Source organism: Shewanella inventionis (assembly GCF_019931735.1).
GTDB lineage: Bacteria > Pseudomonadota > Gammaproteobacteria > Enterobacterales > Shewanellaceae > Shewanella > Shewanella inventionis.
The window spans coordinates 3,144,310-3,161,330 of sequence record NZ_CP082926.1 but is presented as its reverse complement, the minus strand read 5'-3'; the positions used below and the strand labels follow the sequence as shown (position 1 = coordinate 3,161,330).

The 17,021-nt window shown below is 40.3% G+C and carries 14 protein-coding genes; 10 read left to right on the top strand and 4 right to left on the bottom strand.

The window, feature by feature from the left end; genetic code table 11:
• Positions 1-10 precede the first annotated feature (10 nt).
• The 3 genes from holB to K8B83_RS13925 are packed head-to-tail and all read left to right on the top strand — an operon-like array spanning position 11 to position 2,219.
• Positions 11-1,003 (top strand): DNA polymerase III subunit delta', encoded by a 993-nt coding sequence (gene holB, locus K8B83_RS13935; RefSeq protein ID WP_188737004.1) that lies wholly within the window; start codon positions 11-13, stop codon positions 1,001-1,003.
• 46 nt (positions 1,004-1,049) lie between these two features.
• Complete coding sequence (locus tag K8B83_RS13930; RefSeq protein ID WP_188737002.1) at positions 1,050-1,376, top strand: PilZ domain-containing protein; 327 nt, start codon at positions 1,050-1,052, stop codon at positions 1,374-1,376.
• Positions 1,377-1,430: 54 nt separating this feature from the next.
• Positions 1,431-2,219 carry a TatD family hydrolase gene (locus tag K8B83_RS13925; RefSeq protein WP_188737000.1) on the top strand — a complete coding sequence of 263 codons (789 nt, stop codon included), beginning with the start codon at positions 1,431-1,433 and terminating at the stop codon, positions 2,217-2,219.
• Positions 2,220-2,807: 588 nt separating this feature from the next.
• Here the strand turns inward: K8B83_RS13925 and rsmF are convergent.
• Positions 2,808-4,259 carry a 16S rRNA (cytosine(1407)-C(5))-methyltransferase RsmF gene (gene rsmF / locus K8B83_RS13920; protein WP_188736998.1) on the bottom strand — a complete coding sequence of 484 codons (1,452 nt, stop codon included), beginning with the start codon at positions 4,257-4,259 and terminating at the stop codon, positions 2,808-2,810.
• A gap of 239 nt (positions 4,260-4,498) precedes the next feature.
• Between rsmF and K8B83_RS13915 the strand changes: the two genes are divergently transcribed.
• On the top strand, positions 4,499-5,725 hold the full coding sequence (locus K8B83_RS13915) for a nucleoside recognition domain-containing protein (RefSeq protein WP_188736995.1): 1,227 nt from the start codon (positions 4,499-4,501) through the stop codon (positions 5,723-5,725).
• Between the two features lie 124 nt (positions 5,726-5,849).
• Here K8B83_RS13915 and K8B83_RS13910 read toward each other — a convergent pair whose 3' ends face one another.
• From K8B83_RS13910 to K8B83_RS13900, 3 genes are read right to left on the bottom strand one after another with little or no spacing between them, the layout of a single operon-like run.
• The gene (locus tag K8B83_RS13910) at positions 5,850-8,492 is read right to left on the bottom strand and encodes an MlaD family protein (RefSeq protein WP_188736993.1); all 2,643 of its coding nucleotides are present in this window, start codon (positions 8,490-8,492) and stop codon (positions 5,850-5,852) included.
• A complete protein-coding gene (locus tag K8B83_RS13905; protein ID WP_188736991.1) occupies positions 8,479-9,168 on the bottom strand; it encodes a paraquat-inducible protein A in 690 nt (229 codons plus the stop codon). The genes K8B83_RS13910 and K8B83_RS13905 overlap by 14 nt, the downstream gene beginning before the upstream one ends.
• Entirely contained in the window at positions 9,158-9,787 is a 630-nt protein-coding gene (locus K8B83_RS13900; protein ID WP_188737087.1) for a paraquat-inducible protein A, read from the bottom strand. Before K8B83_RS13900 ends, K8B83_RS13905 begins: the two co-directional genes overlap by 11 nt.
• Before the next feature lie 208 nt (positions 9,788-9,995).
• Between K8B83_RS13900 and K8B83_RS13895 the strand changes: the two genes are divergently transcribed.
• The 6 genes from K8B83_RS13895 to K8B83_RS13870 all read left to right on the top strand — a co-directional run bounded on the left by K8B83_RS13895 (position 9,996) and on the right by K8B83_RS13870 (position 16,777).
• Positions 9,996-10,289 (top strand): YebG family protein, encoded by a 294-nt coding sequence (locus tag K8B83_RS13895; protein ID WP_188736989.1) that lies wholly within the window; start codon positions 9,996-9,998, stop codon positions 10,287-10,289.
• A 50-nt stretch (positions 10,290-10,339) separates the two neighbouring features.
• On the top strand, positions 10,340-10,798 hold the full coding sequence (locus K8B83_RS13890; RefSeq protein ID WP_188736987.1) for a GAF domain-containing protein: 459 nt from the start codon (positions 10,340-10,342) through the stop codon (positions 10,796-10,798).
• A 276-nt stretch (positions 10,799-11,074) separates the two neighbouring features.
• On the top strand, positions 11,075-11,695 hold the full coding sequence (proQ, locus tag K8B83_RS13885; protein ID WP_223417443.1) for an RNA chaperone ProQ: 621 nt from the start codon (positions 11,075-11,077) through the stop codon (positions 11,693-11,695).
• Positions 11,696-11,716: 21 nt separating this feature from the next.
• Positions 11,717-13,768 (top strand): carboxy terminal-processing peptidase, encoded by a 2,052-nt coding sequence (gene prc, locus K8B83_RS13880; RefSeq protein WP_188736983.1) that lies wholly within the window; start codon positions 11,717-11,719, stop codon positions 13,766-13,768.
• Positions 13,769-13,908: 140 nt separating this feature from the next.
• Complete coding sequence (pepN, locus tag K8B83_RS13875) at positions 13,909-16,470, top strand: aminopeptidase N (RefSeq protein ID WP_188736981.1); 2,562 nt, start codon at positions 13,909-13,911, stop codon at positions 16,468-16,470.
• Positions 16,471-16,561: 91 nt separating this feature from the next.
• Entirely contained in the window at positions 16,562-16,777 is a 216-nt protein-coding gene (locus tag K8B83_RS13870; RefSeq protein ID WP_188736980.1) for a DUF2835 domain-containing protein, read from the top strand.
• The last annotated feature ends 244 nt before the right edge of the window (positions 16,778-17,021 follow it).

Genomic DNA, 17,021 nt, shown 5'->3' with positions numbered 1-17,021 from the left:
TTATGCATAAATGAGCGATTACAAATTAGCGCAGCTCCCCTGGTTATCAAATGCTCATCAAGGTTTTGTTGATGTATTTTTTCGTGGTAAAAGTAGTCACGCTCATTTATTAAATGTTGACCGCGCGCTTGGTGGTGTGGTGCTTGCAAATGCCTGTGCACAAACGGTGTTATGCCAACAGTTATCGCCTCAAGGTGCGTGTGGTCAATGTAAAAGCTGTTTATTATTACATTCACAAACACATCCTGATTTACACATTGTTGAACCCGATGGTAATCAAATAAAAGTTGATCAAATTCGTCAGCTATGTCAACAGCTTACTCAAACCGCACAGCAAGGTGGAGCTAGAGTTGCTATTATTGTTGATGCTGAAAGGCTCAATATTGCTGCTGCCAATGCGTTGCTCAAAACGTTAGAAGAGCCAGGTGACGGTGTAATGTTAATATTACAAACTAATCGTTCATCTCAATTATTGCCAACCATTACCAGCCGCTGCCAAACTCTGGCATTTACACCACCAAGCAAAGTCGATATTCAGCAATGGTTAGCTGAACAACGTTTGTTACCTCAGCCTAATGCACAAGGTAAAGTGCATGATGTAACATGGTGTATAAGCGTTGTTGGCGGCCCTTTGTCTTTGGCCAACAGTTTGCGAAACCAAAATTATCAACAATTATTAACTTATCGCCAAGATTGGGCTCAAAGTTTACAATCTGGTCATTTATGTAATAGCTTATTGAACTTGTCGGAACAACAAATTGTTGATGCACTTAATGTTTTATATTTGTACTTACGTCAATATGTGTTAAAAAGTAATAGTAAGCAGCAATTACACACAGCACAAACGGATTTAACTGGGTTAAACCCATTAGTACAGGCAAAAATATTGGATCTTGCAGGGCGCATTATGCAGATGCGTCAAAAATTAGAAACAATGCCAAGTGTGAATACTCAAGCATTGTGTCAACAATATGTTTTAGCTTTCAAAAAAATAACTCATTGATAAGCTATATTTAATTAACTATCTTACACAAAGAATACATCTATATATGGTTGATCTGGTTGTTAACTACGATACATTGCACAAGTTATATCGCGCATATATGCCGTTTATTAAACCGGCAGGTTTGTTTATTGCCACAACTGAAAGCCATTTTTTAGGCCAAGAACTGACCATTTCATATCGTTTGCCTAATGCAACACAAGCCAATGAATTTAAAGGTACTGTTGTATGGATTAATCCTCTAGGTGCATCGGGTGGTCGTCCTGCTGGTATTGGTGTAAAAATTAAGTCTGATGTTGAAAGCCATAAACACCATATAGAAAAATTATTATCCAGTGAACTGTCATCAAGCGATTTGACCTGCACCATGTAGCTAGGTATTCTTGCGCATCTATTTAGTTGCTAATGTAGTTGTGAAAAAGTACCTATGCTAATCGATTCCCATTGCCATCTTGACCGCTTAAAAGCGGCACCCGATCTCGCCAGTTTACAAACAATAATGGATAACGCCAAAGCTCAAGGCGTTGATTATTTACTGTGCGTAAACGTTCGTCAGCAAGGCTTTGAAGCCATGCGTGATAAAGTCGCCTCTTTTGAAAATGTATTTTTGTCTTCAGGTGTGCATCCATTAGATGTACAAGAGGGCTTAAATATTGACGATATAAAGCGATTTGCTTCTGATCCGCGTGTTGTGGCTATTGGCGAAACTGGATTAGATTATTTTTATTCTAATGACACTAAAGCATTGCAACAATCCTGTTTTGAGCAACAAATTGCGTTAGCAGTTGACGTGAACAAACCACTGATCGTTCATACTCGTGATGCCCGCGAAGATACGATAAATATGCTTAAATCCGGTCATGCTGACAAGGTCGGTGGCGTACTGCATTGCTTTACAGAAAACTGGGAAATGGCAAAAGCGGCAATCGATTTGGGTTTTTATATATCAGTGTCCGGTATTGTGACATTTAAAAACGCCGGTGAACTTCGCAGTGTTATCCGCAAAGTGCCTAAAGATAGATTGTTAGTCGAAACTGACTCGCCTTATTTGGCTCCAGTACCACATCGTGGCCAGGAGAACCAACCGGCTTATGTACGCGATGTTGCCCAGTTTGTGGCAGAGCTACGTGGTGAGACGTTTGATGATTTAGCTCAGTACACAACGGACAATTTTTTTAACTTATTCAAAGATGCCGCTAAATTAATAGCCAGATAACCTCGGGTCTGTAGATCTTTCAAGGTTATTTTTGCAGCGAATTGTTGGTCATTTCTGCAAGGCAGAGACTTTGAGGTGTAGTTATTCTACATAAAAAGTCGATAACGCAGTAAAAATGGCCAACAAACGCTGCCTGAAAGGTTCGGCTAAAAACGTTTTACTCTTTGTTGAATGGATTTTGCTTAGATGACTAGGCATCAATCCATTCGCCTCGATTAAAACGTTTTTAACTCGAACAAAATTCAACCAGCAAAGATCAACAGACCCTAGCTAAGTGTTAAATCTATTTGTGGCATTTGAATAAATAAGGATAAAAAAAGACCCAAAACTATCCAATTGTTTTGGGCCTAGGGAAAGGGCTCATTTAAGAGCCTTGCGCTACAGGTGTGGCTCTTGGTGCGTTGCAAGAGCCAAAATTTTAGAGCTTCACATATTAACTGCTTGGAGCAAACAGCTGTTTGGGTTAAAGCCGCTCAAAAATGTTGATAATCTTAATTATAGTCAGGCATATTTTGTTTGCATGAAAAAATCAAAAAAATATATTCCATGGTTTTTTCATCCAGCACATGTGAATTAACATAATGTTTATTATAGACTTAAGTTAACCTTGTCTCGTACCAGATCACGCGGTAAATTATTTTTTAACCTATGACCCAAGTGTTTTACAACCCCTAACACTGCACCATGATAGCTGACCAACATCTCACCTTGAGGCATTATTGCTAATGCTTGTTGTGATATATCATCAAAAGATTGGGTGTCGATGTCACGTCCCATTAAAAAGTCTTGTGCTTGGCTTGCAACCAATTCTATTGTTCTGTGAGTGTGTGTTGTCGATGTTAAAGCGATAATGGCCTCATGTTTGGCCTTAAAGCCCTTTTTCATGGCGTCAGCCAGTTTTAGTCCAATACGCTGAAAACGCATTTTGCCAATAAAATCCATAAATAGGGACGGGAACAACCAATACTCATCATCTCGTATCATTATGATGTCATCTTGTGGTAGTTCGATAGAAAATGTATCTTTAAAATAAGATCTTAGCTCGGTCTGTTGTTTTTGCCCAGCGATAGAAAACGGGAAGTTTTTTTGCAGTTTAGGGACTTTAGTATTGCGCTCTACTGACGTTGTTTTACGAATTTTGGCAACAAAAAATCCTTCGCTGTCAAATAGTTGTGGCCATACATGCAAAAAGCCTTCTTCTGTACAGGCTTTATCTGCACCAGTAAATAAATGATTTAGTGACACAAACTCTACCGCATCAGGGTAAGTGTGTTGTAAATGATGACAGATTTGTTGGTTTTCTATTTGGCTGAGTGTACACGTTGAATACACTAAGCTGCCACCTGGCTTTAATGCTAAAAAGGCTGATTCGATCAAGTCTTTTTGGGTTTCAGCAATGGCAGTGACATCCGCAATATCCCAATTTTTTAACGCTAATGGATCTTTACGAACTGTCCCTTCGCCGCCACATGGGGCGTCTAATAAAATGGCATCAAATGATTCAAATAAATACTCGCCAAATACGCGGCCATCAAAATGGGTGATAGCTGTATGGCTTGCGCCCATACGAGATATATTGGCGTGCAATACCTTAACGCGACTGGCTGAATATTCATTAGCGACTAGTAAGCCATTATTATTCATCAATGCGGCTATTTGGGTGGTTTTTGACCCAGGTGCTGAGGCGACATCTAATACGACTTCTGGTTGATTATTATGCGCAAACAGGGCTGTCGGCGGCAACATGGAACTGGCTTCTTGAATATAGAATAGTCCTTGAATGTGTTCTATTGCATTACCAAGCTGAATATCATCATTTCCCTCGATCCAAAAACCATCATCACACCAGGGGATAGCTGACAATGTCCATCCAGCCTGGGTCATAATTTCAACAAACTTTGTAGTAGAAATTTTTAAGGTATTGACTCTAATTGACTTTCGAAGCGGTTTATTACAGTAGTCGATAAAGTCAGTTAACGAAAGATGTGGTGGCAGTTCGCTTTCTATGTGACGGATAAAGTTTGGATTTAATTGGATCATAATAAGCACAATCGTGTTTTTGCTGAATTAGGATGATCATAACACGGAATTGTTGTTACCGAACGTCAATGATAGCTTGCAAATAACCAATGTTGTTGGTGCTTTGGAATTTAGTCAATCCTCAATGGGTAAATCATTACCCAAATGGCATAATTAGATGTAATTCCTTGCTGAAATTGAACATTTTCAGGTAGATTGGATTCATATCCAATGGATTTAAATTGTAAATGGAGTTGTGTGTGTTAAATCGCGTTTGGCTATTGTTTTTTATTGTTGCTGCAATTTCCGTTACTGTTCAACTCATTGACGGTAATACTGAGATATTGAGCGACTCTGTCACTGCCATGTTTGCCAGCGCCAAACTTGCCGCGGATATTTCATTGGGGTTAATTGGTGTGTTAGCACTGTGGATGGGGTTAATGCAGGTGGGTGAAAAAGCCGGCGTGGTTAACTTATTTGCGCGAGCATTTGAGCCATTATTGTCTAGGTTGATGCCAGAGGTTCCCCGTGGGCATGTAGCCTATGGCAGTATTAGTATGAACTTAACTGCAAACATATTAGGCCTAGATAACGCAGCAACGCCATTAGGCATAAAAGCCATGCATGATTTGCAAGGTTTAAATCCGATTAAAACAGTGGCAACGAATGCGCAAATTTTATTTTTAGTGCTTAACACTTCGTCGGTGACCTTAGTACCTGTTACGGTATTTTTATACCGAGCTCAACAAGACGCAGCTAATCCTGCCGATGTTTTTTTACCGATTTTACTCGCAACTTGCGCTTCTACCATTGTGGGGTTATTAGTGGTCGCAACTGTGCAGCGTATTTCGCTGTTTAATAGTGTGATTATTGCTTATGCCGGACTGATCATAGGCTCATTAATGGCTGGCGTTGCTTATTTAATGACACTGTCAGCTGATGCTATTGGCGAGATGTCAATGATAATGGGCAATGGTATTTTGCTGATGTTAGTGTTTAGCTTTATTTTTGCCGCAGGTTACCGAAAAGTTGCTGTTTACGATGAGTTTGTTGAAGGGGCTAAGCAGGGGTTTAATCAGGCTATTACATTGATCCCTTATCTTATCGCGATGTTATTAGCGATTGGTGTGCTCCGAGCATCTGGTGCTTTAGAGTATGCATTGCAGGTGTTAGCCTCTCTTGTCAGCAGTTTTGGTTGGGATACACGCTTTATAGATGCAATGCCTACCGCATTGATGAAACCCTTTAGTGGCTCGGGGGCGAGGGCGATGATGCTAGAAACGATGAATCATCATGGCGTTGACTCTTTTGCCGGTAGACTGGCAGCTATTTTGCAAGGCAGTACAGAAACCACTTTTTATGTGCTTGCGGTGTATTTTGGATCAGTTGGTATTCGTAATGGGCGTCATGCACTTGGTTGTGGATTAGCGGCTGATGCAGCAGGCATTAGCGCCGCTATCGCCGTCTGTTACTGGTTTTATGGCTAGGGGCTGTTTGAAATGCATTTATTATCCAGAGTTGAGGTTAACTAAGCGAAATAAAAAGACCGATACAGTATCGGTCTTTTGGTATGAAATTAGTTTATAAAATTAGTATTAACCTGAACTCAGATTATTTAGTTTGTTCTGGTTGCCATTGTGCCCATTCTTCAGCCATTTTATCGTGAAGTATTATGCGATCGTTTTCAGATAATGTGTTTGCTTCATTGGTCACATCTCTTGTTGCGATTGCGATCCCGCCCGCTAAGATAGTTTCAAGGGATTGTGTTTCCACTTTGGCCCCAGAGAACAATCCAACATCAATCTTAATTCCAGAAGCGTTCCAAAATTGGCTGCTTGTATTAACAAGGTGCGCATATTCAGGTTCCACATGGGCAAATAAGGTGATGTCGACGCCTGAATCTGCTAAACGATAACCATCAATCTGGCCTATATTGATGCCACGGAAAAACAGCGGAGTGCCTACCTTTAGCGAGCCTAGCTGTTTGCTGGTCAACTGAAATCTCAGTGCGTTAGCGGCAATATTGGCGTCTAAACGTGCATGAAGTTGAGCCACAAACTGTTTAGAGGTATTGTTATTTTTACCGGGAATTACGCCAATGTAAGGGCCTGTTAATAAGGTTTCTGGTGCACTGATCCCAGCAAGGGATATTTGAGCATCGACAATAAAATACTCACTGTCTGCACGGCTGAAATGTTCCGCATAGGCGCCATAGAGGTAAGCTTTTGCCTTAAGTGAAGTCAGCGTTGGCTCTAATTTAACCTGTGAAATTTCACCAATTTGATGGCCTTGATAACGGATTGCTGTTTTCGCAGCAACTTTAGCACTGACAGGTAATGTGAGTTCAATGACTTTTGCCTGCATTAGGGCTAACTCTTCACTGTCGTATAGCATCAAATCTGCTTGAGCCTCACTGTTAGTTTTACCGTCAAGATGGCCCAAGGTTATGCCACCATTAATGGCGCCTTTAAGTGGTGATACGTCAATATCAACGCCTGAAAGATCAGCCTTAATTTTAACAGCGCTGTTACGCCAAAATAGGGTGTTAGGCTTAATTAACGGTTTAAACTTTTTATCAATATTAATAGCGATTAAAAATCTGTCGGTATCAGCCTGCCAATTGACCTTAGATACAGCGCCAATTTGCATTTTTTTATAATAAATCGGCGAACCTTCAACTAAATCTGCGCCATCTATGCTGTTTAGTTGTAACGTCATCATTTGTTGTTGAGCTGATAATGACTTGGCAACAGCAATGGACTCATGAAGAAGTAAAGTACTATTAGATTGGACTAAAGTTTTGTTTTTAGCTGGCACAAGGCTGATTGCGCCTTCAAGCATGGTGGTCAGATCGCGAGTTGCCACCTGTACGCCATCAAGAGATGCATCGATTGAGAGCGCACTTTCTGGTACAAAAAAACTGCCTTCTGTGACGAGGTTTTTAAATTCGGGCAAAATTTCAATTTGGTATTCAACATGAGCAAAGTCATCACTCAAGTTGACACTCAAGACTTGCCCTATGGGTAATTGTTTGTAACGCACCTGGGCGCCATTTGATATCCCTGAATGACTATCAGCGACAAGGTTAAGTATTAACTTTGCATCGTTAAGCAAATCGGGTGCTTGTTTTGCAAGTTCAAATTGCATTTGCTCGGCAGGTGCTTGAGTGCCGGGTAACACATTTATCACACTGCCTGTAATTAATCGGCCGACATTTTTGATGGTTTTTAGTGACAGCTCAGCACCACTTAACCAAAAACGACTGTCCGGTGTGATTAAGTTTTTATATTGATGCTCAACTCTTGCGCTTAGCAATACGGTTTGTTCATTGAGTTGTTTTTTGTCGATGTTACCTACAGTTATCCCTCGATAAACTATCGACGTCCCTTCACTAATATCTTCAGCACTGTCAGTTGATAAGGTAAAGGTTATTCCTCCAATGGCAGTTTGCTCATCCTGGAATAAGGTATAGGTATCACCATTTTGGGCTTTTTCTGTTTCAGAGCCATTATCGAAGCTTATTCCTCCTGCCAAAATTGAGGCAATGCTTTCAGTATTTACTTTTATGCCAGAAAAAGAGGCATCGATTTTTAACCCAGAAACATTCCAAAACCGAGAATCTTTATGAACAAGGTGAGTATATTGTTCTTGAACAAACGCACTGATGATAATTTGTTTATTACCATCTAAACGATAACTCACCACACTACCAACCGGAACTTGCCTAAAAAATACAGGCGAGCCAACATCAATAGAGCCAAGTTTGGGGGATTTGAGTTCTACCATAATCCCTTCACTTCCTGGCAGTATTGCAGGCGCTTCTCGCTGCGCTTCAAACTCGGTTGCTGAGCGGCCATCACCTGGTTGAATGGCAATATAATTACCTGAAAATAAAGTGTCTAGACCTTCAACGCCTGTGATACTGGCTTTTGGTTTGACTAACCAAAACAAGGTGTTTTTATTCAAAAAAGGGTCGGCACGATAATCCATCACCACTTTGACGTTCACGCCCTTTAAATCATCATCAATACCGATATCAGATACTTTACCTACAGTTAACCCTTGATATTTAACTAAGGTTTTACCTATATCTATCCCGGCAGCACTTGGGAAATGAATAACGATTTCTATCCCAGACTCTTTAATGCTTTTGACTCCGAGCCATGCGCCTAAAATTAACGCGACCACGGGTAATAACCAAATCGGCGAGAATAGTTTTTTCTTCACAACTTTAGGTGATTCAATTTGTGTCATGTGTTTTTTCCAAGCGGTCCCAGAGTAAACGAGTATCGAGCACTTTAGCGGCTAGTTGCGTTAATAAAATCACTAATGCAAAAGCCGTTGCTGCAGGTGCAGGTTTAGCATCAAGTAATTGCCCCATATTGACGAGGGCAACAGTTAATGAAATAACAAATAGATCAAGCATCGACCAACGGCCAATCCACTCAATAATATGAAAACCAACCATTAATTTTCTCTTAGAAATGGGCAGGTCAAAACTTATTGCAGCCAAATATGTTGCCAATCCAACTATTTTAAGCCAAGGGACTAAAATACTCGCCGTAAATACAATGATGGCAATAGGGATCATGCCGGTTTGTACTAAATGGCTAATGCCACTGAATATTGTGTCGTTAGTTACGACTCCACGATTTGTTAATAACGTAATAGGGTAGACATTCGCCAAGACTAGCAAAATGGTTGCAGTAACAAGCAATGCCCAACTTTGTTGTACGCTTGCATAATTACGTGTCGACAACGAGCTATAACAGCGGCGGCAATGGCTGTTTGTCGTGCGATTAAGCTTTTTACACACAGGACATAAACACAAACCAAGCTGATTACCTTGTAAGTGTGCTTGAGCACTTGAATGAGATGATGTTACCACGTCAACTGGCAAATCAGCTGCGGCTGAATGTTCAGTGCTCATCGACGTAACTCCACATATGTTCTAGGTTATATTCACGTTGTAAAAATAAAATGATGACAAAAAGCATCGTAAAGCTGAATGTCCCCATGCCAAAGTACACATCTGAAAAATCTGATAATTGAAAAGCTGACACCAAAAAGCTAATCACATAAATCTCCAACATGGTCATTTGCGCAATTAACCCCTGATTTTTGAGCAAAGTGGTGTAAACACGTTGCCAAAAAGTCCGGTTGAGTTTTAACTTAACAATCATTACCTGGGCTAAAATTGACAAAATTAGCACAGCAGGAGCAATGACTGCCGCTACCAAAACGGCTAACCCTACCACCCAATATCCTTGTGCCCACACGGCAACAGCCGCTTCAACAACGGTTGTTGTGCGTATACTGCCTAAAAAATGAATTTCAAGAACGGGAAGCAAGTTAGCGGGTATAAAAATAATCAACGCCGCTAGACATAAAGCCAGCATGCCATTAATTGAACAGTAGGGTGAATCGTACAACGCAGTATCACAACGTGGGCATATTGCCCGGGCACTCGATGGCAGTGCGCGTTTTCTTACCGCTAGATCACATGATCGGCATAAGATGATGGAATCATGATCATCAAATTCATGCATCAAAATGGTTATTCCATAGTCGTAGACATCGAAAATATTAGGGTAAAAGTAGCATTAATTGCACTCTTTTACTTAGTTTACTGCAAATACTGTTGGGAAATATTTTAACAGCACATGCAGATAATATCAGAATAATCAGAATACTTGCATCATAAGTTATATATGTGAGATTCTATGCACTGTATATAAAAACAGTGAGGATAATATCATGGCAGTGATTACCCAATTTGTCGTGGTCAGAGAAGGGGTGGAAAAGATGACATTCACATCGAAAAAGGAGGCCGATGCCTACGATAAGATGCTTGATATTGCCGACAACTTGCTCCCATTTTTGACTCAAGCAGATTTAGGTCTTGATGAAAATAAGTGCGAACAACTCGCATTTTATCTTGCAAGCAATAAAGATGAGCTTTCTAACTTGCTAAAAGGCACAGTACAGGTTAAAACCCCTGCAGCAGCAAAACCTAAAAAAACGTCTGCCAAAAATACATCAGTACAATAACGACGTAAATGCCGACAACGAGCATCTAACGCCTGAGCAAAGGATCAAGAATGAAACCTGAATTTTACCAAACATTAAATCGTCAAGCGCAAGCGTTACTTGAAGGCGAAGATGATTTAATTGCGGCTATGGCTAACTTTTCTGCACTGCTTAATGATAATCTTGCTGACCTTAATTGGGCAGGCTTTTACATTAAAAGAGGTGACAAATTAGTGTTAGGCCCATTTCAAGGTAAAGTTGCCTGTACACGTATCGATATGGGCAAGGGCGTTTGCGGAACTGCGGCGGCATTAAATGCTACCCAGCGTGTTGCAGATGTGCACCAATTCGATGGTCATATTGCTTGTGATTCTGCGAGCAATTCTGAAATCGTTATTCCGGTTCGTCAAGGCAAAGATGTGGTGGCAGTGTTAGATATCGATAGTCCTTTGCTGAATCGATTTGATGAAGAAGATCAAATTGGACTCGAAATGATGGTAAAAAGTTTTGAATCTTGCTTATTTGGTTAAATTGCGAACAAATAAGGCTAAATCATAGTCGCATTCGCCGCTGCGGGCTTTATAATACGCAACTGCACGCATTTATACTGGATTTCACTGTGAGCGATGATTTAAGCTGATAGGGAGTCCGGTTAAATTGTTAAGGTTTGTTTCAATGACTTTAGCAAACAGGCGGATAATGATAATTTGTACGTTGGACTTTATTGAATAAAGTTTGGCGAAAGATGAACGACTGCATGGCACTTTAATGCCGCTAACAGTCCCTTTATTAACGTGGAAGTAAAAATGGAATCAACAGACAAGTTGACCGACACCAACGCAATTTTAGCGTATTTATATGAAACCTTTCCTTTATGCTTTATTGCTGAAGGTGAAACTAAACCATTAAAAATCGGTTTGTTTCAAGATTTGGCTGAACGGTTAGCTGATGATTCTAAAGTCAGTAAAACACAATTGCGTGTTGCGCTTCGTCGTTATACAAGTAGCTGGCGCTATCTTAAAGGCGTAAAAGCCGGTGCAAAGCGTATCGATCTTGATGGCAATGACTGTGGTGAGTTAGAGCAAGAGCACATCGATCATGCTCAAGCGACGTTAAAAGAAAGCCAAGAAAAGGCTAAAGCGAAGCGTCAGGCTCAAGCACCTAAAAATGCTCCTAAAAAGCCAGCAAAAAAAGCAGCACCTAAACGTGCACCAGTGAAAAAAGAACGTCCAGCACCTGTCGCTGCGCCTGTTGTTAAACTTGAGCCTGCAAAGCTTGAAGAATTAAAACAAAAGCAACGAGTGAATGTTAAGTTAGGCGCGACACCGGTTCCTGGTGTTGTCACTGATATTAACAAAGAAGATGTGCATGTTCAGTTAGACACTGGCTTGACCATCAAAGTACGTGTAGAGCACATACTATTATAGAAATTTAAGGAGTACTTGTTGATGCGAAAACTTACCTTGGCCGTGTCGATTGCCAGCTTATTTGTCGGCTTTTCGGCGTGGGCAATATCACCAACGATTCAAATCAGCGAGTTACCCAAACTAGCACAAGAGCCGCAACATAAAGTGGCTAGCAAGCGAGTAACAACGTTATTTACTCGCTCGCACTACCATCGTTTTACCCTTGATGATGCCTTTTCTGAGCAAATCTACTCTCGTTATTTAGAACAACTTGATTACCGACGTAATGTACTTACAGCACAAGACATTGCCAGTTTTGACAAGTACAAAAGCGAATTCGATAACATGGTAACCTCTGGTGATATTAGCCCTGCATTTACCATGTATGATCTTGTACAGCAACGTCGTTATGAACGTTTTGCTTACGCGCTTTCTCTTCTAGATAAAGAATTTGACTTCACCAAACCCGGTGATGCTTACGAATTTGACCGAGAAGAAGCCGCGTGGCCAAAAGACGAAACAGAGGTCAATGAGTTATGGCGTCAACGTGTTAAATACGATGCGTTAAACTTAAAGCTAACAGGAAAAAATTGGCCAGAAATAGTTGAAGTGTTAGAAAAACGCTACAACAATGCCATAAAGCGTTTAAGTCAGACCCAAAGCGAAGATGTATTTCAAAGCGTTATGAATGCCTTTGCCCGCAGTGTTGAGCCTCATACCAGTTATTTATCGCCTCGTAATGCAGAACGTTTCCAAATGGAAATGAACCTAAGCCTTGAGGGCATTGGTGCTGTGTTACAAATGGACGACGACTACACTGTGATCAAAAGTCTGGTTGCTGGCGGCCCTGCAGCGAATAGTGAAAAACTATCCCCTGAAGATAAAATTGTCGGCGTTGGTCAAAAAGGCAGTGATATCGTTGATGTTATTGGCTGGCGCCTAGACGATGTAGTTGACTTAATTAAAGGCCCGAAAGGCAGTGAAGTCGTATTACAGATATTACCTAAAAAAGGCGGGGTCAACGCTAAGACGTTTGAAGTCACCATTACCCGTGACAAAATTCGTTTAGAAGATCGCGCCGCAACGTCAAAAGTGATAGAACCAACAGAAGGCCAATACGCCAACCGTAAAGTGGGTGTTATTCAAATTCCTGGGTTTTATATGAACTTATCCCAGGATGTTGCCAAAGAAATCGCTAAACTTGAAAAAGACAATGTCGAGGGGATCATTATTGATCTTCGCGGTAATGGTGGTGGTGCATTAACCGAAGCAACATTATTAACGGGTCTATTTATCGATATGGGGCCAGTTGTTCAAATTCGTGATGCAAATGGTACCGTTAATGAAAATCGAGATAACGATGGTAAAAGTGCCTACACTGGCCCATTAACCGTGATGGTAGATCGTTACAGTGCCTCGGCATCTGAGATTTTTGCAGCGGCTTTGCAAGATTATGACCGTGCGTTAATTGTTGGTGAGTCAACCTTTGGTAAAGGCACTGTACAACAGCACAAGAGCCTAGGTCGCATTTACGATATGTATGAAAAGCCCATTGGGCATGTTCAATATACTATTGCTAAATTTTATCGTATTAATGGCGGCAGCACTCAGTTAAAAGGTGTGACTCCTGATGTTCGTTTCCCAAGTGCGCTAGAGCCGGGAGAATATGGTGAGTCTGAAGAGAAAAACGCACTGCCTTGGGATAAAGTCCCTGTCGCGCAATATAATACCTTGGGTAATATAACCCCAAGCTTAATCAGTAACCTCGATACCAAGCACAAAGCCCGTATTGTTAATGATACTGAGTTTAGTTATATCTACGAAGATATTAATGAATTTAAAAAGCATCATAATGACAAAACCATTTCGTTGGTTGAAAGTGAACGAATTGCTTCTCGTGAGTCTGATGATCAACGTGCATTAGACAGAGCCAATGCTCGTCGTATACAACAAGGTTTAGAGGCCGTTAAGTCTTTAGATGACATTGAAACAACAGATGATAGCAAATTGCCTGATGCATTTTTAGATGAAACAGCCTACATCACTTTAGATATGGCTGATGCTGAAAAGCTGGCTAAAACAACAGCTAAATAAGTATTTTCGTACACGATAAAAACGCGCTTAATGCGCGTTTTTTCTTAATTATTTTTTTATTAAGTAGCACAATTTTGTAGGCAATCTGCACACTTGTGAAAAACATAGAATATCAATGCGTTTGTTTAAAAGGATCCAGTATGAGCCAAGCACAAGAAAAACACTTAAAAGATTATGCCAAGCCTGCATTCACTATTACTCATGTTGATCTCAATGTTATTTTAGATGGTAAAAACACCAAAGTGACAGCCACCAGTAAGGTGGTTCGCAATGGTGAGCATCAGCATGATTTGGTGTTAGACGGTGAGCAAGTTTCATTAAGCTCGGTAAAGTTAAACGGCGTGTCGGCAAACTATCGTCAACATGATAACCAATTATTTATTCATACCGAATTATCTGAATTTGAGCTAGAAGTAATCACCTTATTGGATCCAGAAGCTAATTCGAGCCTTGAAGGTTTGTATATGTCAGATGGTGCGTATTGCACACAGTGCGAAGCAGAAGGCTTTCGTCGCATTACCTATTTTTTAGATCGCCCAGATGTACTTGCCATTTATACCGTGCGCATCGAAGCCGATAAAGCCGCATTTCCATTTTTATTAAGTAACGGTAATTTAATCGATAAAGGCGAAATGCCTCGCTCTGGTCGACATTTCGTTAAATGGCATGACCCATTCCCGAAACCTTGTTATTTATTTGCCCTTGTTGCGGGTGATTTTGATGTGTTAAATGACAGTTTTACAACCCAATCTGGCCGTGAAGTTAAACTGCAAGTATTTGTTGATAAAGGCAACCTACATAAAGCCGATCATGCTATGGCCTCATTGAAAAAATCAATGAAGTGGGATGAAACCCGCTTTGGCCTAGAATACGACTTAGATATTTATATGATTGTTGCAGTCGACTTTTTCAATATGGGTGCGATGGAAAATAAAGGCTTAAATGTCTTTAATACTAAGTATGTTTTAGCTGACAAAGCCAGTGCGACCGATGATGATTACCACGGTATTGAATCAGTTGTAGGTCATGAATATTTTCATAATTGGACCGGCAACCGAGTTACTTGCCGTGATTGGTTTCAATTGAGTCTAAAAGAGGGTTTAACTGTTTTTCGCGATCAAGAGTTTAGCTCTGATGTGGGCTCTCGAGCGGTTAACCGCATTCAAGCTATTCGTGTAATGAAAAACCAGCAATTTGCTGAAGATGCTGGGCCTATGTCGCATCCAATTCGCCCTGAAAGTGTCATAGAAATGAACAACTTCTATACGGTTACTGTTTACGATAAAGGGGCAGAAGTTATTCGTATGATGCACACCATTTTGGGTGAAGCAGGGTTTCAGGCCGGGATGAAGTGTTATTTTGAACGCCACGATGGCCAAGCAGTAACCTGTGATGATTTTGTTAATGCGATGCAAGACGCCAGCGGTAAAGATTTAACCTTATTCCGTCGATGGTACAGTCAGGCTGGTACACCTGTCGTGACAGTAACAGATAAATTTGATAAAAATAGCGGCGAATATCATTTAACCATTAGCCAGCAAGTTGTATCTAAAGGCTTAAAAGGTCAAACTTTACACATTCCGTTTAGTGTTGAGCTTATTGACAATACCGGTACGTCAATTGTTAATAAAGTATTAGATGTCACTAAGGCTAGCCAGACATTTGTGTTTGATGGCCTTAACAGTGCACCCACACCTTCTTTATTACAAGACTTCTCTGCACCGGTTAAATTAGTTTATGATTTTTCAATTGATCAATTGGTGCATTTAATGCGACATGCTTCTAGTGAAGTGGCTCGTTGGGAAGCGTCAGTTCAATTAGTGAGCCAAACGATTTGGACCAATATATCTCATCTACAATATCAACAGGTGATGACAGTAGACAGCCGTGTTATTGAAGCGTTTAGAGGCATTATTTTAGACGATAAAGTGGATCAGGCACTTGTGGCTGAAATTCTGTCTATTCCTTCTGCATCAGCACTTATTGAGCAGGTTGATCACGTTGATTTAGATGCGCTAGCAAAAGCGAGAGAATTTGTTGTAGAAGAGTTAGCAACGGCTTGTGAAGATGAGTTATTAGCACAATACCGTCAGTTGAATCCTCTTGATAATGCTGGCGCCCGTGCATTTAAAAATATCGCCTTGTGTTTATTGTGCCAAGTGTCAGATATGCACGAAAGTTTAGTCGAAAAACAATATTACTCAGCGCAAAATATGACAGATTGTTTGGGAGCGCTTAAAGCCGCAGCAACGGCTCAATTAAGCATTTTGCCACAACTGTTAAGTGATTTTGAATCGAAATGGCATTCGACTCCATTGGTAATGGACAAATGGCTAACGTTACAAGCATTGATCAATCATGACAATGTGATTGATAACATTAAGCTGTTGACTAAACACAGTAGTTTTAGTTTCTCTAACCCTAACCGGGTACGCTCATTAATTGGTGCATTTGCCGGTGCAAATACTTATCAATTTCATCGAGCTGATGGAGAAGGGTATCGCTATTTGACTAAAATTCTAATTAAGCTGAATAAAAGCAATCCTCAAGTCGCTTCGAGAATGATTACTCCGCTGATCCAATTTGCTAAATTTGATGCCTCACGACAGGAATTAATGAAGCAGTGTTTGAAAGAGCTTAAAGAACTACCGGATCTATCGAAAGATTTATACGAAAAAGTGACAAAATCTTTGCTTGAATAGCCATGTTGAATAGCCATTTATCCAGAATAAATTTGGCAATGCTGTGACTAAATAAGGAGAGGTGACTCTCCTTTTTTTTGTGGAGAAATTGATGGAATTACATTTTTCATTGCAGGTCAGCTACGATGCTTTTTTACCTTACTACCAAGGGCTTGCAGAAAAAGTTGAAGTACGTGATGACCAAGGAAGAGTACTGCACATTAATGGTAAGTACTTTAGGCCTTTTTTAACTCCTCAAGGGATCCGAGGAAAGTTTAAATTGGTGTTAAATAATGATGGTAGCTTCAAATCCCTTAATAAATTATAGAGCATATACTCCAAACGCTTGATTGATTCCTGTTATGGGTTGGTTAATATTTTGTTTTTTTCTAAGTGTATGAAAATAAACTTTTTTCGCTGACTGTTCATTCTTTGTAAAAATGATGATTTTCTCAATTCAAATATTCCGGTGCTTATTTCTGTTTTTTTTGGCTAAACATCGTTAATTTTCTTAAACATTTTCTTTTTTTTGACCTTGCTCAACATCGCTAAATGCTGTAACAATGGTGTTG

Coding starts and splice junctions, on each gene's coding strand:
- K8B83_RS13925 (WP_188737000.1), top strand. CDS start 1,431: ATGCTAATCGATTCCCATTGCCATCTTGACCGCTTAAAAGCGGCACCC.
- holB (WP_188737004.1), top strand. CDS start 11: ATGAGCGATTACAAATTAGCGCAGCTCCCCTGGTTATCAAATGCTCAT.
- K8B83_RS13895 (WP_188736989.1), top strand. CDS start 9,996: ATGGCAGTGATTACCCAATTTGTCGTGGTCAGAGAAGGGGTGGAAAAG.
- proQ (WP_223417443.1), top strand. CDS start 11,075: ATGGAATCAACAGACAAGTTGACCGACACCAACGCAATTTTAGCGTAT.
- K8B83_RS13930 (WP_188737002.1), top strand. CDS start 1,050: ATGGTTGATCTGGTTGTTAACTACGATACATTGCACAAGTTATATCGC.
- K8B83_RS13900 (WP_188737087.1), bottom strand. CDS start 9,787: ATGCATGAATTTGATGATCATGATTCCATCATCTTATGCCGATCATGT.
- K8B83_RS13910 (WP_188736993.1), bottom strand. CDS start 8,492: ATGACACAAATTGAATCACCTAAAGTTGTGAAGAAAAAACTATTCTCG.
- K8B83_RS13890 (WP_188736987.1), top strand. CDS start 10,340: ATGAAACCTGAATTTTACCAAACATTAAATCGTCAAGCGCAAGCGTTA.
- rsmF (WP_188736998.1), bottom strand. CDS start 4,259: ATGATCCAATTAAATCCAAACTTTATCCGTCACATAGAAAGCGAACTG.
- pepN (WP_188736981.1), top strand. CDS start 13,909: ATGAGCCAAGCACAAGAAAAACACTTAAAAGATTATGCCAAGCCTGCA.
- prc (WP_188736983.1), top strand. CDS start 11,717: ATGCGAAAACTTACCTTGGCCGTGTCGATTGCCAGCTTATTTGTCGGC.
- K8B83_RS13905 (WP_188736991.1), bottom strand. CDS start 9,168: ATGAGCACTGAACATTCAGCCGCAGCTGATTTGCCAGTTGACGTGGTA.
- K8B83_RS13870 (WP_188736980.1), top strand. CDS start 16,562: ATGGAATTACATTTTTCATTGCAGGTCAGCTACGATGCTTTTTTACCT.